General features: G+C 47.6%; 21 protein-coding genes. 9 read left to right on the top strand and 12 right to left on the bottom strand.

Features of this window, described 5'->3' with window-relative positions; all coding sequences use genetic code 11:
* Positions 1–46: 46 nt before the first annotated feature.
* The 3 genes from SG35_RS26340 to SG35_RS26330 form a co-directional block, all read right to left on the bottom strand.
* Positions 47–1327, bottom strand: coding sequence for an O-acetylhomoserine aminocarboxypropyltransferase/cysteine synthase family protein (locus SG35_RS26340; RefSeq protein ID WP_044833232.1), 1281 nt, complete (start codon positions 1325–1327; stop codon positions 47–49).
* A 138-nt stretch (positions 1328–1465) separates the two neighbouring features.
* Positions 1466–3241, bottom strand: coding sequence for a bifunctional protein-serine/threonine kinase/phosphatase (locus SG35_RS26335; RefSeq protein WP_044833233.1), 1776 nt, complete (start codon positions 3239–3241; stop codon positions 1466–1468).
* A 243-nt stretch (positions 3242–3484) separates the two neighbouring features.
* Entirely contained in the window at positions 3485–4960 is a 1476-nt protein-coding gene (locus SG35_RS26330) for a NarK family nitrate/nitrite MFS transporter (RefSeq protein ID WP_044833234.1), read from the bottom strand.
* A 579-nt stretch (positions 4961–5539) separates the two neighbouring features.
* Here SG35_RS26330 and SG35_RS32190 point away from each other — a divergent pair.
* The 4 genes from SG35_RS32190 to SG35_RS26310 are packed head-to-tail and all read left to right on the top strand — an operon-like array spanning position 5540 to position 8154.
* Positions 5540–7084, top strand: a complete 1545-nt coding sequence (locus SG35_RS32190; RefSeq protein ID WP_274055298.1) for an aldehyde dehydrogenase family protein — start codon at positions 5540–5542, stop codon at positions 7082–7084.
* The gene (locus SG35_RS26320; RefSeq protein ID WP_337993187.1) at positions 6999–7409 is read left to right on the top strand and encodes a dehydroquinate synthase/iron-containing alcohol dehydrogenase family protein; all 411 of its coding nucleotides are present in this window, start codon (positions 6999–7001) and stop codon (positions 7407–7409) included. The genes SG35_RS32190 and SG35_RS26320 overlap by 86 nt, the downstream gene beginning before the upstream one ends.
* Before the next feature lie 41 nt (positions 7410–7450).
* Positions 7451–8032 (top strand): glutamine amidotransferase-related protein, encoded by a 582-nt coding sequence (locus tag SG35_RS26315; protein ID WP_274055297.1) that lies wholly within the window; start codon positions 7451–7453, stop codon positions 8030–8032.
* Positions 8032–8154, top strand: a complete 123-nt coding sequence (locus SG35_RS26310) for a hypothetical protein (protein ID WP_269082181.1) — start codon at positions 8032–8034, stop codon at positions 8152–8154. The genes SG35_RS26315 and SG35_RS26310 overlap by 1 nt, the downstream gene beginning before the upstream one ends.
* A 23-nt stretch (positions 8155–8177) precedes the next feature.
* Here SG35_RS26310 and SG35_RS26305 read toward each other — a convergent pair whose 3' ends face one another.
* Positions 8178–8810 (bottom strand): hypothetical protein, encoded by a 633-nt coding sequence (locus SG35_RS26305; protein WP_044833235.1) that lies wholly within the window; start codon positions 8808–8810, stop codon positions 8178–8180.
* Between the two features lie 505 nt (positions 8811–9315).
* Here SG35_RS26305 and SG35_RS26300 point away from each other — a divergent pair.
* The 3 genes from SG35_RS26300 (at position 9316) to SG35_RS26290 (ending at position 11052) form a co-directional block, all read left to right on the top strand.
* Complete coding sequence (locus SG35_RS26300) at positions 9316–9576, top strand: hypothetical protein (protein WP_053043074.1); 261 nt, start codon at positions 9316–9318, stop codon at positions 9574–9576.
* Between the two features lie 184 nt (positions 9577–9760).
* Positions 9761–9967, top strand: coding sequence for a zinc ribbon domain-containing protein (locus SG35_RS26295; protein ID WP_044833236.1), 207 nt, complete (start codon positions 9761–9763; stop codon positions 9965–9967).
* 494 nt (positions 9968–10461) lie between these two features.
* Positions 10462–11052, top strand: coding sequence for a PEP-CTERM sorting domain-containing protein (locus SG35_RS26290; protein WP_160298305.1), 591 nt, complete (start codon positions 10462–10464; stop codon positions 11050–11052).
* Positions 11053–11061: 9 nt separating this feature from the next.
* Here the strand turns inward: SG35_RS26290 and SG35_RS26285 are convergent, their stop codons facing one another.
* Genes SG35_RS26285 through SG35_RS26265 form a run of 5 tightly spaced genes read right to left on the bottom strand, consistent with a single transcriptional unit; the run spans position 11062 to position 15917 of the window.
* Entirely contained in the window at positions 11062–12093 is a 1032-nt protein-coding gene (locus SG35_RS26285) for a 5-oxoprolinase subunit C family protein (protein ID WP_044833238.1), read from the bottom strand.
* On the bottom strand, positions 12093–12830 hold the full coding sequence (gene pxpB / locus SG35_RS26280; protein ID WP_044833239.1) for a 5-oxoprolinase subunit PxpB: 738 nt from the start codon (positions 12828–12830) through the stop codon (positions 12093–12095). The genes SG35_RS26285 and pxpB overlap by 1 nt, the downstream gene beginning before the upstream one ends.
* Positions 12827–13555, bottom strand: a complete 729-nt coding sequence (locus SG35_RS26275) for a 5-oxoprolinase subunit PxpA (RefSeq protein WP_044833240.1) — start codon at positions 13553–13555, stop codon at positions 12827–12829. Before SG35_RS26275 ends, pxpB begins: the two co-directional genes overlap by 4 nt.
* Positions 13552–13929, bottom strand: a complete 378-nt coding sequence (locus SG35_RS26270; protein WP_044833241.1) for a thiol-disulfide oxidoreductase DCC family protein — start codon at positions 13927–13929, stop codon at positions 13552–13554. The genes SG35_RS26275 and SG35_RS26270 overlap by 4 nt, the downstream gene beginning before the upstream one ends.
* A 47-nt stretch (positions 13930–13976) precedes the next feature.
* Positions 13977–15917, bottom strand: coding sequence for an MOSC N-terminal beta barrel domain-containing protein (locus SG35_RS26265; protein WP_044833242.1), 1941 nt, complete (start codon positions 15915–15917; stop codon positions 13977–13979).
* A 200-nt stretch (positions 15918–16117) separates the two neighbouring features.
* Between SG35_RS26265 and mpl the strand changes: the two genes are divergently transcribed.
* Both mpl and SG35_RS26255 read left to right on the top strand, forming a co-directional pair.
* The gene (mpl, locus tag SG35_RS26260; RefSeq protein ID WP_044833243.1) at positions 16118–17494 is read left to right on the top strand and encodes a UDP-N-acetylmuramate:L-alanyl-gamma-D-glutamyl-meso-diaminopimelate ligase; all 1377 of its coding nucleotides are present in this window, start codon (positions 16118–16120) and stop codon (positions 17492–17494) included.
* Between the two features lie 40 nt (positions 17495–17534).
* Entirely contained in the window at positions 17535–18155 is a 621-nt protein-coding gene (locus tag SG35_RS26255; RefSeq protein ID WP_044833244.1) for a flavin prenyltransferase UbiX, read from the top strand.
* Positions 18156–18278: 123 nt separating this feature from the next.
* Here the strand turns inward: SG35_RS26255 and SG35_RS26250 are convergent, their stop codons facing one another.
* From SG35_RS26250 to SG35_RS26240, 3 genes are all read right to left on the bottom strand, one after another.
* Positions 18279–19352 (bottom strand): hypothetical protein, encoded by a 1074-nt coding sequence (locus SG35_RS26250; RefSeq protein WP_044833245.1) that lies wholly within the window; start codon positions 19350–19352, stop codon positions 18279–18281.
* A 98-nt stretch (positions 19353–19450) separates the two neighbouring features.
* On the bottom strand, positions 19451–19639 hold the full coding sequence (locus tag SG35_RS26245; protein WP_044833246.1) for a hypothetical protein: 189 nt from the start codon (positions 19637–19639) through the stop codon (positions 19451–19453).
* 61 nt (positions 19640–19700) lie between these two features.
* Positions 19701–20531 carry a hypothetical protein gene (locus tag SG35_RS26240; RefSeq protein ID WP_044833247.1) on the bottom strand — a complete coding sequence of 277 codons (831 nt, stop codon included), beginning with the start codon at positions 20529–20531 and terminating at the stop codon, positions 19701–19703.
* Between the last annotated feature and the right edge of the window lie 241 nt (positions 20532–20772).

The raw sequence follows: 20772 nt of genomic DNA, 5'->3' as shown, positions 1-20772 counted from the left end.
CCTGAGGGCCTTAATATGAGAATTCATATTAAGGCCTTTTTCTTGCCTAGAGATTATTAATGCTCGCCAGCGCCTGTTCAACATCGGCAATGATATCGGCGATGTTTTCGATACCGACGGAGAGCCTCACCAGGTCGGCGCTGACACCGGCAGCAGCCAGCTCCTCATCGTTTAATTGCCTGTGGGTGGTGGAGGCCGGGTGGCAGGCCAGGGACTTGGCATCGCCAATATTCACCAGGCGTAAGATCATTTGCAGGGCATCAATAAATTGTGCGCCGGCGGTTTTGCCGCCCTTAACGCCGAAACTGAGAATGCCGGAGGCCTTGCCGCCGGTGATTTTTTCGCAGGTTTCCCGGTAAGGACTGCTGGCAAGCGCGGCATAGTTAACCCAGGCCACCTTATCATGCTGCTGCAGATATGCCGCCAGTTGTTCGGCATTGCCGCAGTGCCTTTCCATCCGCAGCGCCAGGGTTTCCAGGCCCTGTAAAATTTGAAAGGCATTAAAGGGGGAAATCGCCGCTCCGGTATTTCTTAGCGGCACCACACGGCAGCGGCCGATAAAGGCTGCCTGTTCAAATGCCTGGCTATAGATGACATCATGGTAGGAAGGATCCGGTTCATTCATGATCTTGAATCTTTCTTTATTGGCGACCCAGTCAAATTTGCCTGAGTCGACAATAATACCGCCGACAGAGGTGCCGTGTCCGCCTATGTACTTGGTCAGGGAGTGCACGACAATATCGGCGCCCAATTCAAAGGGGCGGCATAAAAACGGTGTGGCGACCGTGTTATCGACGATCAGCGGCACCCCGTGGCGGCGGGCAATATCCGCCAGCCGTTTTATATCGACAATATTGCCCGCCGGGTTGCCGATGGACTCACAATATAAGGCCCGGGTATTTTTATCTATCTGTTGCTCGAAAGCGCCAAGCTCGTCGCCGGAAACGAAACGTACTTCTATGCCTTGTTTAGGCAGGGAATGGGCAAATAAATTGTAGGTGCCGCCATAAAGTTCACTGGTGCTGACAATGTTAGTGCCGACTTCACAGAGGCACTGAATGGCATAGGTGATGGCTGCCATGCCGGAAGCAACCGCCAAAGCCCCTATGCCCCCTTCGAGGGCGGTGATACGTTGCTCTAAAACATCCGTGGTGGGGTTCATGATCCGGGTATAGATATTGCCCGGCACTTTTAAGTCAAAAAGATCGGCGCCGTGCTGGCTGTTATCAAAGGTATAGGAGGTGGTTTGGTAAATGGGTACCGCCGCCGCTTTGGTGGTTTCTTCTGAGCGGTAGCCCTGATGTAAGGCAATTGATTCGAATTTCATTGTGCTTCCCTGGCCGTTATTTTTGTTTGAAAATCAAACATGATAATACCGAAAGCCTAAGGGAATTCAATATATGCGTTATGTGGTTTTAGTGGTACTTTTGGCTATATTTGCCCCCTGTTCGGGGGAAGGGGCGGTTCAGGTAAACAAAGCGATCAAAAAGGCAATAAAGAGTACCAGGGAAACCCCTTTCCAGAATTTTACCGGGTGGCGGCGGATAAACGGCAGGCGCTGGTACTGGTCCACGGCACTGGTATTGGGTTTATTCAGATCGGCATAAAACTCGGAAAAAGCCTGGTAGCGCAGATCGGGATCCGGTGCTGTTGCCCGTTTGAGGGCAATATCGAGCCAGGCAGGCAATTCAGGCCTGAATGCCCGTATGCTGCGGTATTGCCATTGGGAATAATCTTTAAAGGTAATTTCCGCCCGTACCATAGCCTTAAAGGGCAGTTCACCGCACAGCAATTCATAACAAATGACCCCGAGAGAAAAAAGATCGCTGCGGTAATCCGTGTTCATATGTAATAAGGTTTCCGGGGCAATATAGTTTAATGAGCCCTGGGGCACGGTTTCCGACAGGGTTTGCTGGTTTTCATCCAGTGAGGCGACAAATACCGTGCCGTAATCAATAAGTTTTACCTGGCCAAACAGGTCGATCATGATATTGTCGGGTTTTAAATCCCGGTGCACCAGTTCCAGCCGCTGAAAAGCACGCAGGGCAGAGATCACCTGGTTCATGATATCCCTGACCTGGGCTATGGTCGGGCCGGGATTATCATATATCCACTGGCTTAGGGTTTGCCCTTCAATATATTCGCATAACAGGTAAGTAAATTTACTCTTGCTGCGCCTGCGTTCTATTTTCATGACATTGTCATGTTTGATGCGCTCGCCGACCCAGGCTTCGCGCATAAACCCCTGCAGGTAAATGGCGTCATCGGCCAGATTGGCGGAGGGAGCTTTCAAGACGACAGGGTCCGGCCAGTCGATGTGCTCCACCAGGTATAAATGGGAGCGGGTGCTGGCGTGGATCACTTTACGCACCAGGAAGTCGTCCAGCCTCATGCCGGGGTGTAAAGCCGGCGGGATCACCTGGTTGAGAATATCCCGCTCGATTTCATCAAGCTTTCTTCTGGGCACATCTTTAACATAAACCAGCAGGCAACTGACATTATCATCACTGCCGATACTGAGCGCATGTTTGACGATACGCTTGCTGATATGTTCGAGCTCGGCATTGTCGGGATCAGAGGAAATCGTGTTTAAATGGGCCCGGATGGCTTTTGCAGATAAAAAATCATGGATACCGTCACAGGTTAGCATGTAAACATCCCCGGATTGCAGATCGACGGTATGGGCATCTACCTGCAGGCGGCTTTCTGCTCCCAGCGCCCGGGTCAGGATCACCTGCTGACCCCCCTGTTTTCGGTTATGATCCCGGGTGATGGCTTCTATCTGGCCATCCCTGTACCTGCTGATGCGGGAGTCACCGACATGAAAAACATAGCCGGTTGCCGATTTCAGTATCAGGGCGGAAAAGGTGGTCAGCCACTGCTGCTGCGGATAGTGCACATCCAGCACTCCTTGCTGGGAATACAGCCACTGGTTTAAGCCGGTAATGACCTTGGAGGCGGATTGTTGTGTGGACCAGGTTTCAGGGGTGGCGTAATATTCGCTGATAAATTGGGTTGTGGCCAATTGCGCGGCTTCGGCGGCTTTGCTGGCGCTGGAGACACCGTCGGCCATGGTTGCCACTATGCCCTTGATCATTTGTTCGTTTTCATCCGGGGTCAATGCGGCAAAAGCGTCCTGGTTGACGGCTTTTTTACCGGCGCAGGAATAGCCGCCATAACACACCTGCAATCCGGTAAATGTGCCTACTTCCTCAGGTAATTTTGTATTAGCGATATTCATAACAGCCGATACTCATTTTGGTTCGTCGTAACAACCCGTCCTATAACCATACTACTTCATGACACAAGGATTTTCTTCTTGAAGTAGTTTTTATCGGCAAAAAAGATCAAGAAATATTGAACAACTTCATTAATATAGTGTTTTCACCTGCTTAGGTGATAACGGTGTGTGGCTCTTCCTTAAGCCCGATTAATGCCATCAAGTGCCTTTTAACGGGTTTGCCTGATGGCATTGTTGGCATTGCTAATGACCGGAGACATTGATTAACTCTATGGTGCCGTCTTCACGAACTTCGGTGATCGTGCCGCTTGGCTCCTCCATAAATAACAAGGCGGTAAAGCCCAGTACGGCGGTGCCGGCGATGACTAAAAAGAAGGTTTGATAGCTGACCATAGATAAGACGGTTAAATAGACCACAGCGCCGACATTACCGTAAGCTCCGGTCATACCGGCGATTTGCCCGGTTAAACGGCGTTTAATCAAAGGCACGGCGGCAAAAACCGCCCCTTCGCCTGCCTGGACAAAGAAAGAACAGGCCATGGCGGCGAGTACCGCGACAAACAGTGGCCAGGTATTATCTATGGCGGACATGGCCAGGTAACCAAACGCCAGGCCCGCGGTTAAAATCAACAGGGTTTTCTTGCGGCCGAATTTATCGCTGATCCAGCCGCCGCCGGGGCGGGACATTAAATTCATAAAGGCATATAGGGAAGCAAGCATGCCGGCATAAACCATATCCAGGCTGAATACTTCGGAGAAAAATAGCGGCAGCATAGAAATTACGGCTAATTCAGAGCCGAAGGTGGCAAAATAAAGCACGTTTAACACCACGACTTGTCTGAATTTATAGCGGTGGGCTTCGGGTACTTCTTCTTTAAAGACCTGGCGGTTGACCTTATAGGTTTGCTTGACTTCCAGCAGGTATAACAGGATCAACGCGCAATAGGCTATTTGGGCGCCGGTCTCAGAAAGTAAATCGACGCCGGCGGGAGAAAGTTTCCAGGTCAGCAGCACCAAAGCGGCATACATAGGTAATTTGGCTATCAGCAGCAAAAAGAAATCGCCTTTGCTGGTGACTTCCATGGCACCGGTTTGTTTGGGTTTGAAATAGGTAGAGCCTTTGGGAGTGTCGTTGACATTGAAATACCAGATAAAACTAAATACTAAACTGAGCAGGCCGCTTAAGCCAATGGCATAACGCCAGCCATCGTCGCCGCCAAAAAACAAGGCGATGCCGGGTAATGACATCGCCGCCGCTGCGGAGCCAAAATTTCCCCAGCCGCCATATATGCCTTCGGCGGTACCTAGTTCATTGGCAGGAAACCACTCGCTGACCATGCGGATACCGATCACGAAACCGGCGCCGATAAAACCCAGTAAAAAGCGGGCGATGGCCGCCTGCTCAAAACTGTTGGCCATGGCAAACATAAAGCAGGGGATACTACAGATACCCAGCAATAAGCTATAGGTCAGCCGGGGACCGTATTTATCGGTAAGCATGCCGATAATCACCCGCGCGGGTATGGTCAGGGCGACATTAAGGATGAGCAGTGTTTTTATTTCACTGGCAGTCAATCCCAAACTGGAACCAATGACCGCCAACAGCGGGGCATGGTTAAACCAGACAACAAAGGTAATGAAAAAGGCGATCCAACTTAAGTGCAAAACTTTCATTTTGCCGGTAAAGGACCAAATCTTAATGCCATCTTGAGTACTCATCAAAACACTCCTTAATTCCAAATCAATCAGCCCTGCGCCTTGTTATTTTGTGAGACACAGAACGGTTTAGTCTCGAAAGTAGGCAGCAATCGTGATGCCAGCAAAAGAATTTATTTTATTTCCTTATTAATCATGTGGTTAACTGTTTGTTTCTTTCGTTTGCCGGACTTGTTTGCACTAAAGTTGGGGAAAGCGCACGAATTAAGTGCAAGGAGTTGTTGCTGATGATTTTGGCTGAAGGAGAAAGAGGATTCGTTATTAATGGCATCCTATTATTTACTTTGTGCATTGTGATATTTACGGCTATTTTTAGAGAAGACAGTTTTTAAGCTTCTGTTTGTTTTCCTTAAAGAAAAACATGTCGTTATCTTGAGATAAAAATAATCAACCGCAAAGGTGCCAAGCTATGATTAACCCCAGAGATGTCAATTCCGTCAGTGATGCCAGACAGCTGGTTGAACAGTGAAACTTAACTTATGTCAAGGTGGGGTTGTTTGATATTGACGGGGTTATGCGCGGCAAGTACATGAGCAAAGAGAAGTTTTTTCTGCCCTTGAACATGGTTTTGCTTTTTGTGATGTGGTGCTCGGCTGGGACAGCCAGGATCAGTTGTATGAAAATATCGGGGTGAAATATACCGGCTATCCGGATGCCCCGGTCAGGGTGTTGCCTGAAACCTGTCGTGAATTGCCCCTGGAAGCAAATACCTTGCTATTTCTATGTGAATTCAAGGCACCAACCGCCAGCATCTGTCCCAGGAATGTCCTTAACCGGGTACTGGCGATGGCGGATGAGATGGGGATAGATGCCTATGCCGCCTTTGAATATGAATTCTTTTTATTTAACGAAACCCCGGACTCGGTGCGGGCCAAGGGCTACCGCAACTTAACGAGTTTTACCCCGGGATTTTTCGGTTATTCCATGCTGCGTAATTCTACCCATGCCGAGTTACACCATGAGTTGTTGCAACTGGCGCGGGAGATGGACTTTCCCATCGAAGGCCTGCATACCGAAACCGGTCCCGGGGTGCTGGAGGCGGCGATTAGCGTCGATAGCGCACAAGCGGCCGCTGATAAGGCCGCCTTGTTTAAAACCTTTACCAAAGTCTGGGCGCAAAGACGTCAGTTAATGGCAACCTTTATGGCCAAGTGGTCAAATGACTATCCGGGGCAATCCGGGCATATCCATCTTTCCCTGCGGGATAAGCAATCCGGACAGAGTCTTTTTTATGATGCCGGGCAAGACATGACCATGAGTCAACAGCAAGGGCATTTTATTGCCGGTTTGCAACAACTGCTGCCGGAATTTATGGCCATGTATGCCCCGACCATAAATGCCTATTCACGCGTGATCCCCGGTTATTGGGCGCCGATGCAAACCATTTCACAGGTAGACGGCAGTGTTTATACGAGCCGGGCATGTGCCGATGATCATGAGATTGAAAGGTCGTTGGCGCTGGCAGTCAAGGCGCAAAAGCCCTGGTCACAAACCTCTATTGCCGAGCGGATAGCCCTGTGCGAGAAAATGCTGACGGTTTTTAGCGGGCAAAAAGAACAAATTGTCCAAGATCTGTGTTGGATGATGGGGCGCCCGATCCGTTATGGCGCAGGAGAACTCAAAGGGGTCGAGCAAAGAGTCCGTTATATGATGGGCATTGCCGAGCAGGCTTTAGCACCTGTTCACTTAGCTGAAGAACAAGGAGCACAACGCATTATTAAGCGCCAGCCCCTGGGGGGTTGTGATTGCCCCATGGAATTACCCCTACCTGACGGCAGTCAACAGCATAGTGCCGGCGATACCAGCCGGCAACAGCGTGATTTTGAAACATTCGGCACAAACTCCCTTATGCGCCGAACATTTCTACCGGGCGTTTACGCAGGCGGGCTTGCCCGAAGGGGCTTTCAGTATTTACACCTGAGCCATGACGATACCCAAAAAGTGCTTCGCCAGGGAGATATTCACCAGGTGTGTTTTACCGGCTCGGTTAAAGGCGGGGGCATGGTGGAGCAGGCGTTGGCGGGACGCTTTATCAGCGCGTATGCAGATGCTGGTGGCATCGAGCATGGGGGCTACCGCTTTTCAAAAAGGCCTGGGGGCGATGCACGCCTTGGCTCATCCTTATGATGCGCACCATAGCACTTTGAATGCGGTGCTTATGCCCTATGTCCTTAAAGCCAACAAGCAAGCGATAACAGATAAAATTCAACGGCTATCGGCTTATATCGGCCTGGAAGACACCGGTTTTGACGGTTTTCTTGTCTGGATATTAAGTTTGCGCGCGCAAATAGGTATCGCCGACAATTTAAGCCAAATCGGTATTGATGACAGCGAAGCCGGGAAAGTTGGTGAAATGGCCTGTGCCGATCCCAGCGCATCGGGCAATCCCATCGCTTTTAGTGCCGGGCAATGCTCGGAGATTTTTCTTCGCGCCGTACACGGAGAGCTATAGCTGAAAGAGAAAGGCGGCAGATGTTAGATAAGGAAACGGGCATGAAACTGGGATTATTGTTATGTGATGATGCGATGGCGCCGCTGCAGGGAGAATTTGGCGGCTATCAGCAAATGTTTACCCGCCTGTTGCAACAGGTATGTCCCGATCTGGTACTGACTGTTTATGATGTCCGCCGGGGAGAGTTTCCACAAAACCCGGATGACAACCTTGGTTACCTTACCAGCGGCAGTGCCTGCGGGGTAAATGATGACTTGCCCTGGCTGGCGGAGCTGGAGACTTTTATTCGTTTGTTGGCACAACAGCAAAAAAAGCTGGTAGGTATTTGTTTTGGCCATCAATTGCTGGCAAAAGTGCTGGGGGGCAAAGTTGAGTGCTCACAGCGGGGGTGGGGTATAGGAGTTTCCTTTAATGATATACGGGCAAACAGGCCCTGGATGGTGCCGGCCAGCAAGGCGATAGATCTTGTGGCTTGCCATCAGGATCAGGTTATCAGCTTGCCCCGGGGGCTGAAGTGTTGGCGGCCAGCCGGTTTTGTCCTTTGTACATGGTACAGTTCACTGAACACCTGCTGGGCATACAGGGGCATCCGGAATTTCCCAAAGCCTATGTTGCCGCCCTGATGGAAAAACGCCGGGATAAGATCCCGGCCCACAGGATCAGGGAAGGCTTGGCTTCCCTGAATGCCGGGGTTGATGATATAGCGGTTGCCCGTTGGATCATCAATTTTATTCAAGACAGCTAGTGAGTGCTGTGTTGACTTGAGTGTTAAAACACTTCTCCAATAAGAATATCCATATCGATAGTGCCGATATGGGTTTGTTCCAGGCCTTTCACTTCTATGGTTAATTCCTGACAATTTCCGTTGGTGACTAAAGTATTGTCAACCAGCAGGTTCAGGCTGCGGTAGGTATTGTAGGGATTACCGACAATAAAACCGTAGGAATTGACGCTGTTTTTAATGGCCGTAACTTGTTCTGCGGTCAGTAAGGCATTGCGGTTATCCATATCGGTACCGATAGCGATATTGCTGCAATAAGCATTCATTTCAACGATAAAACGAAACTGGTTAGAAGGGTTTACTGTGGTATAGGTACAATCCGGCGGGTTGCCTGCGCCGATCAGAAAATAACCGCCTGGCTGGGGGTATAGCTTGTGACACTCAAAGCCGGTATCTATAGCGCCGTTACCGGAAATTCTGGCATCAATGTCGAATATCAATTGCTGGCCATAATCTCCCGAAACGGGAATTTTGGCGGTATAGACAGAGCCGCTTTGGCTGAATGCCTGCTTGTTGATACTGTGCTTGCTGCCCGCGATATAAATGACATCATCAAAGGCCTGCAGGTTGGCAGTAAACAACATGGTTAACAGGCTGATCATTAATATTTTTATGTTCATATAAATCCTTTTACAAAATTAATTTTGGTATTATCCAATTGAGTGAATAATACTTGATGTTAGAGAGTTGTGTTTAAATAATCAACGAAATTTTAACAATAACTAAACATTTTTGTTGCGGACTGATAATATTTAGCGTAGACGAAGTTTGCCTGATTGTGGGGCCAAGTGACAGCAAGAGGGATTTTCCTGGTTTTTATCTAAAAAAGCAGCATTTTGTCCGGGTAAAGACTGATATAGTTGAATTATTCTGATAACAGGTTGTCTATAACTTTTACAGTTATCTTTTAATGATAACTAGTATTATTTAATCTTTTGTTCTATCGTTATGAAAAAAATAGTGTTTTATCTAAGGGAATAGATTATGCATTTACCAGTCAAGTTAGTTGTAAGAAGTTTGTTATACAATCCACCTCATCTGACTCGCCTTTTTTTATATGGCTCATTAAAAATGATAGTTTTAAACGGCCTGAATGGTCTAACACGGAATTTTACGAGTATATAAATGAATATTTTCAGAAAAATCTCATCAAGTATCCATCGTAAATTACGTCCGGTTGAAAGTCATGCCATCTGGCAGCAGTTGAACCTGGCGCAAAAATTTGCTGTCAGATCTTTAGCTGAATGTGATTATGAGCTTTGTTTTATCCGTACCATTGGCGGTAACCGTTTAGTGGTGATGATTTGCGGAGAAAACTTTGCAACCATTGACAGCGAAGGTGAAATTGATATGCATCCGGATATAAAATTACGATATTCAATATAGCACCTGCTTGAGTTCAAAGGACGACCGACAGGTTTCAAGCCGCTTTTTTTGAAAGCGGCTTTCAATTTCCCCCTTAAAATAGCACTTTTCTATTTAGCCTGTAAGCAAAAAGCACGAAATACACCATACTAATAAGGAATAGATCGGAAGGAAGGCCCTCAGATCAGGTGCTTAGGAGCTTGTTATGATCCACGAACTGAAACGTACAAATCAGGAGTGTCCGCATTGTGGCCATTATCAGCAGTTGGCTCTGGGTCTGGAGACGGCAGATGCCAGCAACTACCAGGAGTGTCCGGTTTGCTGCCGTAATATTCATTCGGCGATGGAAATCAATGAGTATTCGCAGCAGGTGCAGATGTTTTTTGCCGACGAGCCAGGCCTGGTGCTTTAACCCGGGTGAACTATAGGCTTAAGGGTTGTCGCCGAATCAGTTTTTCGTTTGCCGGCTAGGTGGGATTGTTTTTAGGTTGAAGTCGTTACGCTGCTCACCGCTGCTTTGATTGACAGCATATGCTAGCAAATCAAAGCGCCTTCATTTTTTATCATTAATCGAGTTATTGCTTTTTCTCTGCCCGTGCTTTTAGTATCCGTCGGATATTCGGGATGCCGGTGCGAAATTGTTTAGCCTGTTCTCTTAAACTGTTTCGGGATAAGTGACTCTTGCTGCAGCCAATATCCCTGTGGCTAAGTCGAGGGCCGCTTATACTGCGGTTTTTCTCATTGGACTTGCAGCTAAAATTGCGGTTTAATTGTCCAGGTTCTGGCCCTTGTTACCCTCCCATTCTTTGCTACCAGGAAGTCTATATGCAGCTATTTTTTTGTAAGTTAACAGCAGCTTTTGTATTTTTTATAAGTTATTTAAATTCGTCTACGGCCATCGCTGGAATGATTTATAGTTTTGGTGATCTCTCCACAGATGTTGACGGTTCAGTGATAACAAACACGGTTACCGGGCGGCAATACCTGCGTTTTGATAGCTTTAATTTAACCTATGCCGAGACCTTGCTGGCGGTTGATTCCGGTGGCATATACAGTGGCTGGAGCATTGCCGATTCAGGTATCAATGATGATTTTATTAATGCCGCTTTCGGCCAGCAGGGAGAGAACCCCTGCTCTACCGGTGCTGATTATGCCCTGGAAAATTGCGGTACCTTAAGCGGCTGGCAAGACGGTGCTTTTGGCGCTTCCTATGTCGGCAATCTGGATTATTACGCCTATCTCAGTACTGTCGGCAGAACCGGCCCCGGCGGCACGAACCCCATAGGCATCACAGAATTTGCCGCCAGCGGCCGGGTGAGTGAGTATGAAGCCTGGAGCAGTATTGCCAACCTGGACAGTAATTTTTCCCCGCGCCCGATTAATCTGCTGCTTTATCGCGAGGCTTCCGATATTGAAGTGCCCGAGCCGGCAAGTGTATTGCTGCTTACCTTTGCCCTGTTTGGTTTAACCGTGCGTAAAATAAGACAGCCGCAATAGTTACCCGGGTTACCGGCAGAGCCTTTGCCGGTAAAATTCCGTTAATTGTTGTCGGGCCTGCTCCTGGGTCACAGGAATAAAACGCAGCAACTCTCCCGGACGCTTCTGACTTAAGCGAAATAAATCGGTTTGCATCACGGCGCCGATCACCGGGTAACCCCCTATGGTTTGCCGCTCTTTCATCAGCACGATCGGCTGATTAAAATCCGGCAGTTGGATAGTGCCAAAGGTGACCGCCCGGGAAAGCTTGTTGCTCAGTGTCATTTCCGCTTGATTTTTTTCACTGCCTTTTTCGCTATTTTTTTTGTGAAAGTCTGCGGTTGAGGTTAAGCGGTATCCCATGCGGTTACTGTCCCTGTTTATCTTATACTCAGTGGTGATAAAGTGCTGCTGAGCTGTGCTATCGAGGGAAAACCATAATTTATGGGGGATAAACCTCGCGGCTAATATCCCGGGAGGATAAAAATTAGCGTAATTTTTCTTTATTTGCTGAGTTGCTTGCTGCGGTTTTTGCTCTTGCCCGGGGGCCGGATTAAAACAAATATCCGTGAGCGGGAGCTCGCTGTCGGCAGTGATTTTTCCCCGGGCTGCAGTCGGGCCGGGTTCATTCAGGGTTTGTGAGCGGCTGCCTAACCATAATGGCGTATCAATGCCGCCGCTAACCGCCAGGTAGGTGTGTAAGCCGGATGCCGGCAGGGAAAAAGACAAGATATCGCCGCTTTTTAGCTGTAGAATCTGCCAGTTTTTGACCGGCTGCTCATTAAGGCAAGCCTTGCTGTCGGCGCCTGTGATGGCAATGGTACAGTCGCATTCGGCCCTTAATACCAGCTGACCTAAGGTGATTTCCAATGCTGCGGCATTGGCATCATTGCCTAGCAGCTGATTTGCGGTTAAATAGGCGTGCTCATCGGCAGCACCACCCGCGCTGAAGCCCATATGCTGGCTGCCGGGCCTGCCAAGATCTTGTATTGAGCATAACCCCCCGGCTTTGAGTACCTTGAGTTTATTTTTCCTGGCCGTTTTTGTGTTATGTGCCGACACTATTGCCCCTCCCGTACCAGTTCACCCGACATTTCTTTAAAGGTTTTGGCGTTGATGGCTTTAAAGCGAACCAACTGACCCGGGGTGAGCAGGGGATGAAATTCCTGCGTTGTGATGCTGTACATGGCTAAAGGGGTTTGCCCCAGGATATGCCAGCCGCCGGGGCTGGCATTGGGATAAACTGCGGTTTGCAAACCTGCGATGGCGACCGCTCCTTTTGGCACATTTGCCCTGGGATTGCTCCTGCGCGGCAACTGCAGTTGAGGCGGCAGCGAACCCAGATAACAAAATCCCGGGGTGAACCCCAGGGCATAAGCCCGGTAGCTTGATGCCTGATGCAGCGCTATTACCTCATCCGGGGGCAGGCCGGTTTGCTCTGCCACCGAGGAAAGATCCCAGCCTGCCTGTTCGCCGTAATAGACAGGGATCTCCAGCACAGTATTATTCCCCTTTGCAAGCTCGTTTTCCCGGGATTGTTCTATGATTTGCCTCAGCCGGTTTATCAGGGGTTGGCTATCGGTGAGCTGGAAATGATAATAAACCATTAGGGTGTTATAGCTGGCCACGCTGTCAATGATCAGCCCGGCTAATTGCCGGTGAATGGCATCCCGGCAAGCAATAATATGCTGGTGCTGTTTCGGGCATATTTTTTCCGGCCAGCTCAGTAAGACGGCATTTTCACTGACGGCTTCCTGCGAGACAGTAAAGGGCGCAAGCCGTGAATTTTTTTCTGTCATGCGAGTAATTCACTTAGCTGACAGACCAGTTCGACGGCCGCCGGATTATCACCGTGCACACACAAGGTATCCACCTGCAAGGCCAGCGCTTTACCGTTTATGCTCAGTAACTGCCCGTGTTGCTTTAAGTGGCGGCAACGCTCTATTACCTGTTTGCTGTCGTGGATCACCGCGTTGCTCTCGCTGCGGGATACTAACAGACCGTTATCCTGATAATGGCGGTCGGCAAAGGCTTCAAACCATAAGGAGAGTCCATATTCCCCGGCGATTTTCTGATAGGGTGCCGGATCGGGTAAAGCCTGTATCATTAAAGGCAGGTTAGGATCGATTTTTTTTATGGCCTGGCAGACACAGGTAAAGATCGCCAGGTTCTTCATCATATCGTTATACAGGGCGCCGTGGGGTTTGACATAACTTACCCGGGTCTTTTCGCTGTGGCAGATGGCCTGTAATGCCCCGAGCTGGTAGTGGATGATGGCGGTTAACTCATCGGCGGGATAAAGCATGGAGCGGCGGCCAAAACCGAGTAAATCGGGATAGCCTGGATGTGCCCCTATGGTGACCTCGTGCTTGAGCGCGAGTTTTACGGTTTTTAACATGGTCAGGGGATCAGAGGCATGAAAACCGCAGGCGATATTGGCTAAGTCGATATAGGGCATGATCGCCTGATCATCGCCTTTTTGCCATAAGCCGAAGCTTTCCCCGAGATCACAATTTAATTTCATTTCATTCGTCCGCTTGCCGTTAACCTTTTGTTCACCCGGTAATGATAATACTTTGCCAGTGGCGCCTTGATAAAGGGAATTGCGATAAACCAGGCCAGGGGTTTTAACCACCAGATATGGCCGAGCAGTAAGATATAGGCATCTAACTCTTTAACAATTTTTTTTCCACCGACGATCAGGTGTAACTCTGTCATAGCTGCCTGCTCGCTGATAGCAAATTGTTTTAATATCTGTTGGTGCTGGTTGATGTCCAGCCATAAAATGGCATCATCTTTGCGCCCCGCCAGCTTTTGGTAATGTTGCCTGTCTTTGATGCAGGCGGGACAAATTCCATCGTACAACACCACGATCGGATATTGTGATAATGCTGACATTTGTCCCTCCTGTTGTTTTACCTTTTGTCAGGGGTGTTTTTTAACGGCTAGCCCTGGCTGATCACCACGTCTGTGGCGGGGATACAGCTGCAGGCCAGTATATATCCCTGCTCTTTTTCAAGATCGGATAAACCGTCGCTGGCCAGCTGTTCCACTTCGCCGCTTTCCAGTTTTACCTTGCAGCTGCCGCACATGCCGCCACGGCAGGAATAAGGCAAGATCAAACCGGCGGCTTCTCCCTGATCCAGCAAGGGCTCGCTATTGTTGCCTTCGACCTGCTTGTCCCAGGAATCAAACAGGATACTGACTTTTTTCGCCATTTTTGGCTGCTTTGCCTGACCCGGCTGTTTGCCTGGCTCTGGTTGTTTGCCTGGCTCTGGCAGTTTTTCCTGTCCGGTTTTTTTAGGGGCACCAAAACTTTCGAAATGATAGGCGCTTTCCGGTAAACCCAATGATAACAGCAGCTGTTTGGCACTTTCCCTGAAAGAGGCAGGCCCGCAAACAAAGACCTGGCGCTGAATAAGATCGGGAATTTTAGCCAGCATGTGGCTGGTAAGGTGTCCCTGGTAATCTGTCCACTTGGGTGTGGCCGAGCGGGTCAGGGTATAACTGACCCGGCAATTGCCATGGTGCAGGGCCAGGGCGGCCACTTCATCTTTTGCAATCAAATCCTGTTCGCTGCGGGCGCTGTGGAAAAACACCACGTCGTTATCCAGCGCCTGATCTGTCATGGCTTTGAGCATAGACAACATAGGGGTAATGCCGCTGCCGGCAGAAAGCAATAACACTTTGCTGGTATCGGCGCTGTTAAGATGGAACTTGCCACCCGGCGCCCTGGCACTCAGGCTATCGCCGATGTTAAATTCATCGTGCAGGTAATTGGAGACCCGGCCCCCGGGCACGCGTTTTACCGTGATCATTAAATGCCCGCTGCGCGTGGGTGAAGAAGACAGGGTATAAGTGGCATTGACCTTTTCACCGGCTATGGTCAGGCTTATCGGCAGGTGCTGGCCCGCCTGGTAAGCAATGTCGCTTGCACTGCCTTGCGCCGGAGTCAGGATAAAGCTTTTGACATCATGGGTTTCCTGGACGATTTTTTGGCATACCAGGGTGAAGCTGCCCTGTTTTGCCGTCGTCGGTTTTACCGGGGCGCTTTTAACCTTGCCTGTGGTGAAAACCGGGGCATCGTGGCGTTTAAGTACCGAAATTTCATCCCCGACAGCAATTTGTCCGCGATTGAGGGGCACCAGGTTATAACCGAAGGCAACATCGCCGTTTTCCAGCTGGCGGTAGCTTTTCAGGGTATTTAAAGGTTCCATCTTGGGATGCTTAATGCCGGTTTTCGGATCGACTGTGGTGAAAATACAGCGGGTACAGGGTTTGGGCAGATCAAACTCGACCTCGCCGATGCGGATACGCGACCAGGTGTCTTCGGCAAACGCTTCGCAGTTCTCTATGATCAGGTTGGGGCGAAAATGCGCCATGGTAAAATCATCCGGGCTGCGCCGGTTTAAGTCATCCAGCGAAGCCCGGGAAATCATCATCAACGGATAACCGTCGGCAAAGGCTACCTGCTCTTTTCTGCGTTTTACCGTGCGTCTGGAGTCTTCGCCGAAATAATACAACTGGCACTCTTTACCCAGGTATCGGCTGAACCAGAGGTCATATTCATGACGGCAATGTAAGGCTGAAATGTCGCTTTTCCAGACGGTGACCTGGCGGTAATTTTGGGAAAAATCCTGATAACGGATAACAAGGGGTTCCATGCCGGGGGCGGTGAGAATAAGCCCGGAAGCGGTGATATTAGCCTGGATCAGGCAAATTTTTGTATCTGTGCGACCGGTAATAAACTGGCCGTTTTCCCGGCTCAGGACAAAACGCCGGTCAAATGAAAGGCCGAACTCATCGATCCAGCTGCTCGACAGGCTGATGCCTGCACTGGATTTTATCGGATATACCTGAATCGCCTGTATGCTTGCTGCTGACACTTACTGATCCTTATTTTGTCTGATATCCCTTGATCTTGATTAACTTACCTTAAGATTGCAACAAAAAAACGCCGACAGGCGGGCCGGGAAAGCGGTGTTTTTGTATAAGAATTTGTCCGAGTAGGGTATATTGGCAGGCTCAAGATTTGGTTATCTGACAAATTAAAAGAAAAAGCTTTATTTATCAAACTGGTAGTACTATGCATCTTCATATTTTAGGTATTTGCGGCACTTTTATGGGTGGCATCGCCGCCATCGCCAAGCAATTGGGTTTTAGGGTTTCCGGTTGTGATGCCAATGTTTATCCGCCCATGAGTACCCAGCTTGAACAACTGGGCATTGAATTAAAACAAGGTTATTTACCCGAGCACCTGCAGGATCAGCCTGATCTGGTTATCGTCGGCAATGCCATGAGCCGGGGCAATCCCATGGTGGAGTATGTGCTCGACCGCAATATTCCCTATACCTCGGGGCCCCAGTGGCTGCTGGATAATGTTTTAAAAGACCGCTGGGTGCTGGCGGTTTCCGGTACCCACGGTAAAACCACCACCAGCAGCATGCTCACCTGGATTTTAGAATACGCCCATATGTCGCCGGGTTATCTGATCGGCGGTGTGCCGCAAAATTTCTCCAGCTCGGCGCGCCTGGGTGAGTCGCCATTTTTTGTCATTGAGGCGGATGAGTATGATACCGCCTTCTTTGATAAACGCTCCAAGTTTGTCCATTACCGGCCACGTACTTTAGTGATCAATAATATGGAATTTGATCATGCCGATATCTTCAATAATCTCGCCGATATCCAGCGCCAGTTTCATCACCTGATCCGTATGGTGCCGTCAAACGGTTTGATCTTATCGCCGCAATCGGAGCAGGCGGTTAGCGAAACCCTGGCGATGGGGTGCTGGACACCGACAGAATTTAGTATCAAGGACAGCAAACATCAGCCGGGCTGGCATGCAGAAAAATTAGCGGCTGACGGCAGTGAATTTATCGTCCGCTTTTATGACAACCAGGGACAAGGGGAAGTTCAGGGCACGGTAAAATGGGATCTGATCGGTGACTTTAATATCGACAATGCCTTAATGGCGATTGCCGCTGCCCGACATGCGGGTGTGCCCGCCAAGGTTGCGATAGAGGCCCTGGGGGAATTTATCAATACCAAGCGCCGTTTAGAGCTCAGGGGCACAGTGAATGATATCCGGGTATATGATGATTTTGCCCATCACCCCACCGCCATAGCCAAGACCCTGGATGGCCTGCGTGCCCATGTTGGTAACGGACGTATCCTGGCGGTTTTGGAGCCTAGATCCAATACCATGAAACAGGGTATACACAAGGATTTGCTGGCCTCTTCATTGATCAAAGCGGATGAAATCTTTATCTTGCAGTCAGAGCAGGTATTGTGGTCGGCGAATGAACTGGCGTTTAGCGAACAGCAAAGTTGCCGGGTGGCGACCGAAGTGGATCGCCTGGTAGACTTGGTGGTGAAGCAGGCCCGGCCGGGAGATACTGTGCTGATCATGAGCAACGGCGGTTTTGGCGGTTTTCATGATAAATTGCTGCAGGCCCTGGCATGATCTTTTATCCTTTAGTTATTAATCAAGGGGGCTAGCTCTAGTGTCTGACTTTACGAACAAAATTACCCTGGCGATCACCGGCGCATCCGGCTCTGCCTATGCCTTGCGCCTGATTGAATGTCTGGTGGCGGCGAATTACCAGATATATCTGCTGTATTCCAGTGCCGCCCGGGTGGTGTTCGATACCGAAGTGGGCTTGAAACTGCCCGGTGCACCTGAAGCCGCATCGATATTTTTAACGGAAAAGTTTGCCGCCAAAGCAGGGCAGATCACGGTTTTTGGTAAAGAACAGTGGTTTTCCCCGGTAGCGTCCGGCTCGGCGGCGCCGAAAACCATGGTGGTATGTCCCTGCTCTACCGGCACTTTGGCCGCGATCAGTACCGGCATGAGTGATAACCTGATCGAGCGGGCGGCGGATGTGGTGATAAAGGAGCGGGGGCAATTGATTCTGGTGCCCAGGGAAACCCCGTTCTCTACCATACATTTACAAAATATGCTGTCTTTATCTCAGCAAGGGGTAACGATTATGCCAGCAGCGCCGGGTTTTTATCACAACCCTGAATCTATTAACGACTTAATTGATTTTATGGTGGGGCGGATCTTGGATCACCTTAATATCGAGCAGAGCATTATGCCGCGTTGGGGTTATCAGAAAAGCTAAACGGTGCATGGTTGTATCCTATCTTGTGTATTTTAAATTAGGATGCGACCTCAATTGATAGTGGGCATTAAATACTGATGCTGAAATACATACTTAGATAATGATATGTTAGATGCTTTAACCTTACTCATCATCTTTTGTTAGTACCATGTTAGCTTTAGCTAACAACCAATAAAGTGGAAATTCTGATTTTAACCCACATTTTTTACATACAAAAAACTCATGCAGATACAAGCTAGGAGCATTGCTTTTATTAATTTTGAAATCTGATTTACAGTGCATACAACTCAACATGCTTCCTAGTTTTTTTTGTAGCATTTTACTGATACTCATTCCTCTACCATCTAAAAACAGCGCTTCATAACAACCCATCATTGTTAAAATTAGATGTGAAGCCGTCTTATCATTAACTTCATGAATACGATTAAAGCACTCTAAGGTGACTTGAGTAATATATAGAAAAATGTATGGTAAATTTTTGCTCAAAAATTCAAAGTAATAATCATCAAAAACATCTTCAAATATAAAGTTTAATGAATAGTCTTCCGTTTTTAGAAGCTCTCCTTGAGAGGTTGTTAAATGCGTAGCTCTTTGCCAAGTTGGTTCAAATCCATTTTCATGTTTTTTAGAATACACATAATTCCAAATCATCTCCGCATCAAAGGCATCCCCAACATGTAACTTCTTTATTGCTTTTTCAATAATATCAATTCTTGTTTCTTTAGTTACGCCGCTAAAGCTCACATGGTTATTTGCTTCAAACCTAGAAACAAAGTCATCTTCGTCTGCTAATATCCATGAGAGAAAAAACAAATGCTCTTTAAGAGGTTTTCTAAGTAAGGAAAATGCGACTGAGAACTTTCTTTTCTCAAAGCAACTTAAGGCTTCATATAAAAAATGAAGCATATCAGAGGTCAATGCTATGACAGTATGGCTAACCAAATGATGTTTATAGGGTTCGACCAACTTGTTTTCTTTCATGAACTCAAGAAGGTTTATGTCACTAAGTTTGTCTTCCTTTCCTTTTGCGGCTTCATGAAATGCATCAACAACCATATCTTGTACACCGTGGGCGTCATACTCTACCAACATGGTTGCTAATTTATCGTGAAGATAAAAACAAAACTCGTGAGACTTCCAATATTTTTCAGGAAGTAGCATGAGCCTTTCTGCATTAATAATTCCTAAAGATGACATAAAACACCTTTTTTGATTGCCTACGCTTTGCTAAGGGGCGCCTACGCAGTATGCGTCCCGTGGAGGACTGAAGGCCCGAAATAAACTTGAGCAATCTGTTATGTACTCGATTTTTGCGTATAAATCTTTAAGTGCATTAATGCAGCAAGCTCAGGTTTTAACCCTCTCAACTCTGTTTTTCGATTTGAGCCATCAGGTAGATAAGTAGTTAAAGTATCATCAAACAGAGTGTACTCTGCTCGTAATTTTTGACCTTCAAACTCATATATAACTTCTTCGTTTTCCATATTAATCCTTTAACTTTTTCGACTTAATAACTTAAGGAGCATGACACACTTGTTATGTAAGTTATGCTTCAGCTCTTTTAATTCGTTCAATTAAACGTCTGAAGTGCATGTGATCTGCCTTCTCTACACAATGCATCATTAACTCCTCTGCTTCTCTCATCAGCATATTCAACCGATTATGCCTCTCAGCATCTGGTATTTTTGTTCTTGCCATATTGTCAGTCAACTTTTCGACTTCCTTAGAAATACGCTCATATTCGTATGCACTAATTGAACCTCGACGACGGGGGTTTTTACTCTCCATCATTGAAATCTCAACCATCTTTCTCATATCTTGCATTTCAGCTTGTAGGTATTCGAGAGCCATACTTTCTTTACCATTTTCCAAGTCTGGTAATTGTGCAGGAGTATTTAAGGCAAGAAGCTTAACAATAGAATTGATATTGGTAGTATCTGATTCAGCGGCCGCTGTAGCTTCAAGAGAACTTTTTAGCTCTTGTTGCATGTTTAGCACTTCATGGTATTTCATCTCCTTTGAATACTCTATGTATCTCAGAGGAGCGATATCGAATATTTTTGGCGTACCTTTCTCTTGTATTAGAACAACTGGTTTGTCAAATGCTTGTCTAATTCCTAATTCAAAAAGCACGTTAGGATTTCTATTACTTAAATCACAAATTGCCATTGGTGCTTCGATGAGTTTCTTCAGAATATCTAGATGGATTAGATTCGTTTCTTTAACTTCATCAGCCCTGAGCGAATTGTATCCAGCCAAGTCACATGATGGCTTAATAATATTTTCATATACATGTCCAAAATGACCAGATGCATATCCATCAACATCAGCAATTGGCATAATAATGAAACAATCTTTTTTTGTGTTTTTAGCCAATGCTAGGCCCTCCTTGGAGTGCATAAGTGTATTTAGGATTAAATTGTCGACAATTTTACGCTAATCCACTTTTTATATCTTTTTTTATAATATATTGAATAAGTTACCAGTAATTATTACTGGTTTCAATCCAATTGACTGTGTTACATAACGAGACTTGAGATATTCGAGAATAGCAATGGCTTGCTATGTAAATTACCAGGATATATCAAGATTTAGGGAGAAACTGTAAGATAGCGTT

The organism is Thalassomonas actiniarum, from assembly GCF_000948975.2.
In the GTDB taxonomy this organism is placed as follows: domain Bacteria; phylum Pseudomonadota; class Gammaproteobacteria; order Enterobacterales; family Alteromonadaceae; genus Thalassomonas; species Thalassomonas actiniarum.
This window is presented reverse-complemented; position numbering and strand designations above follow the sequence as displayed.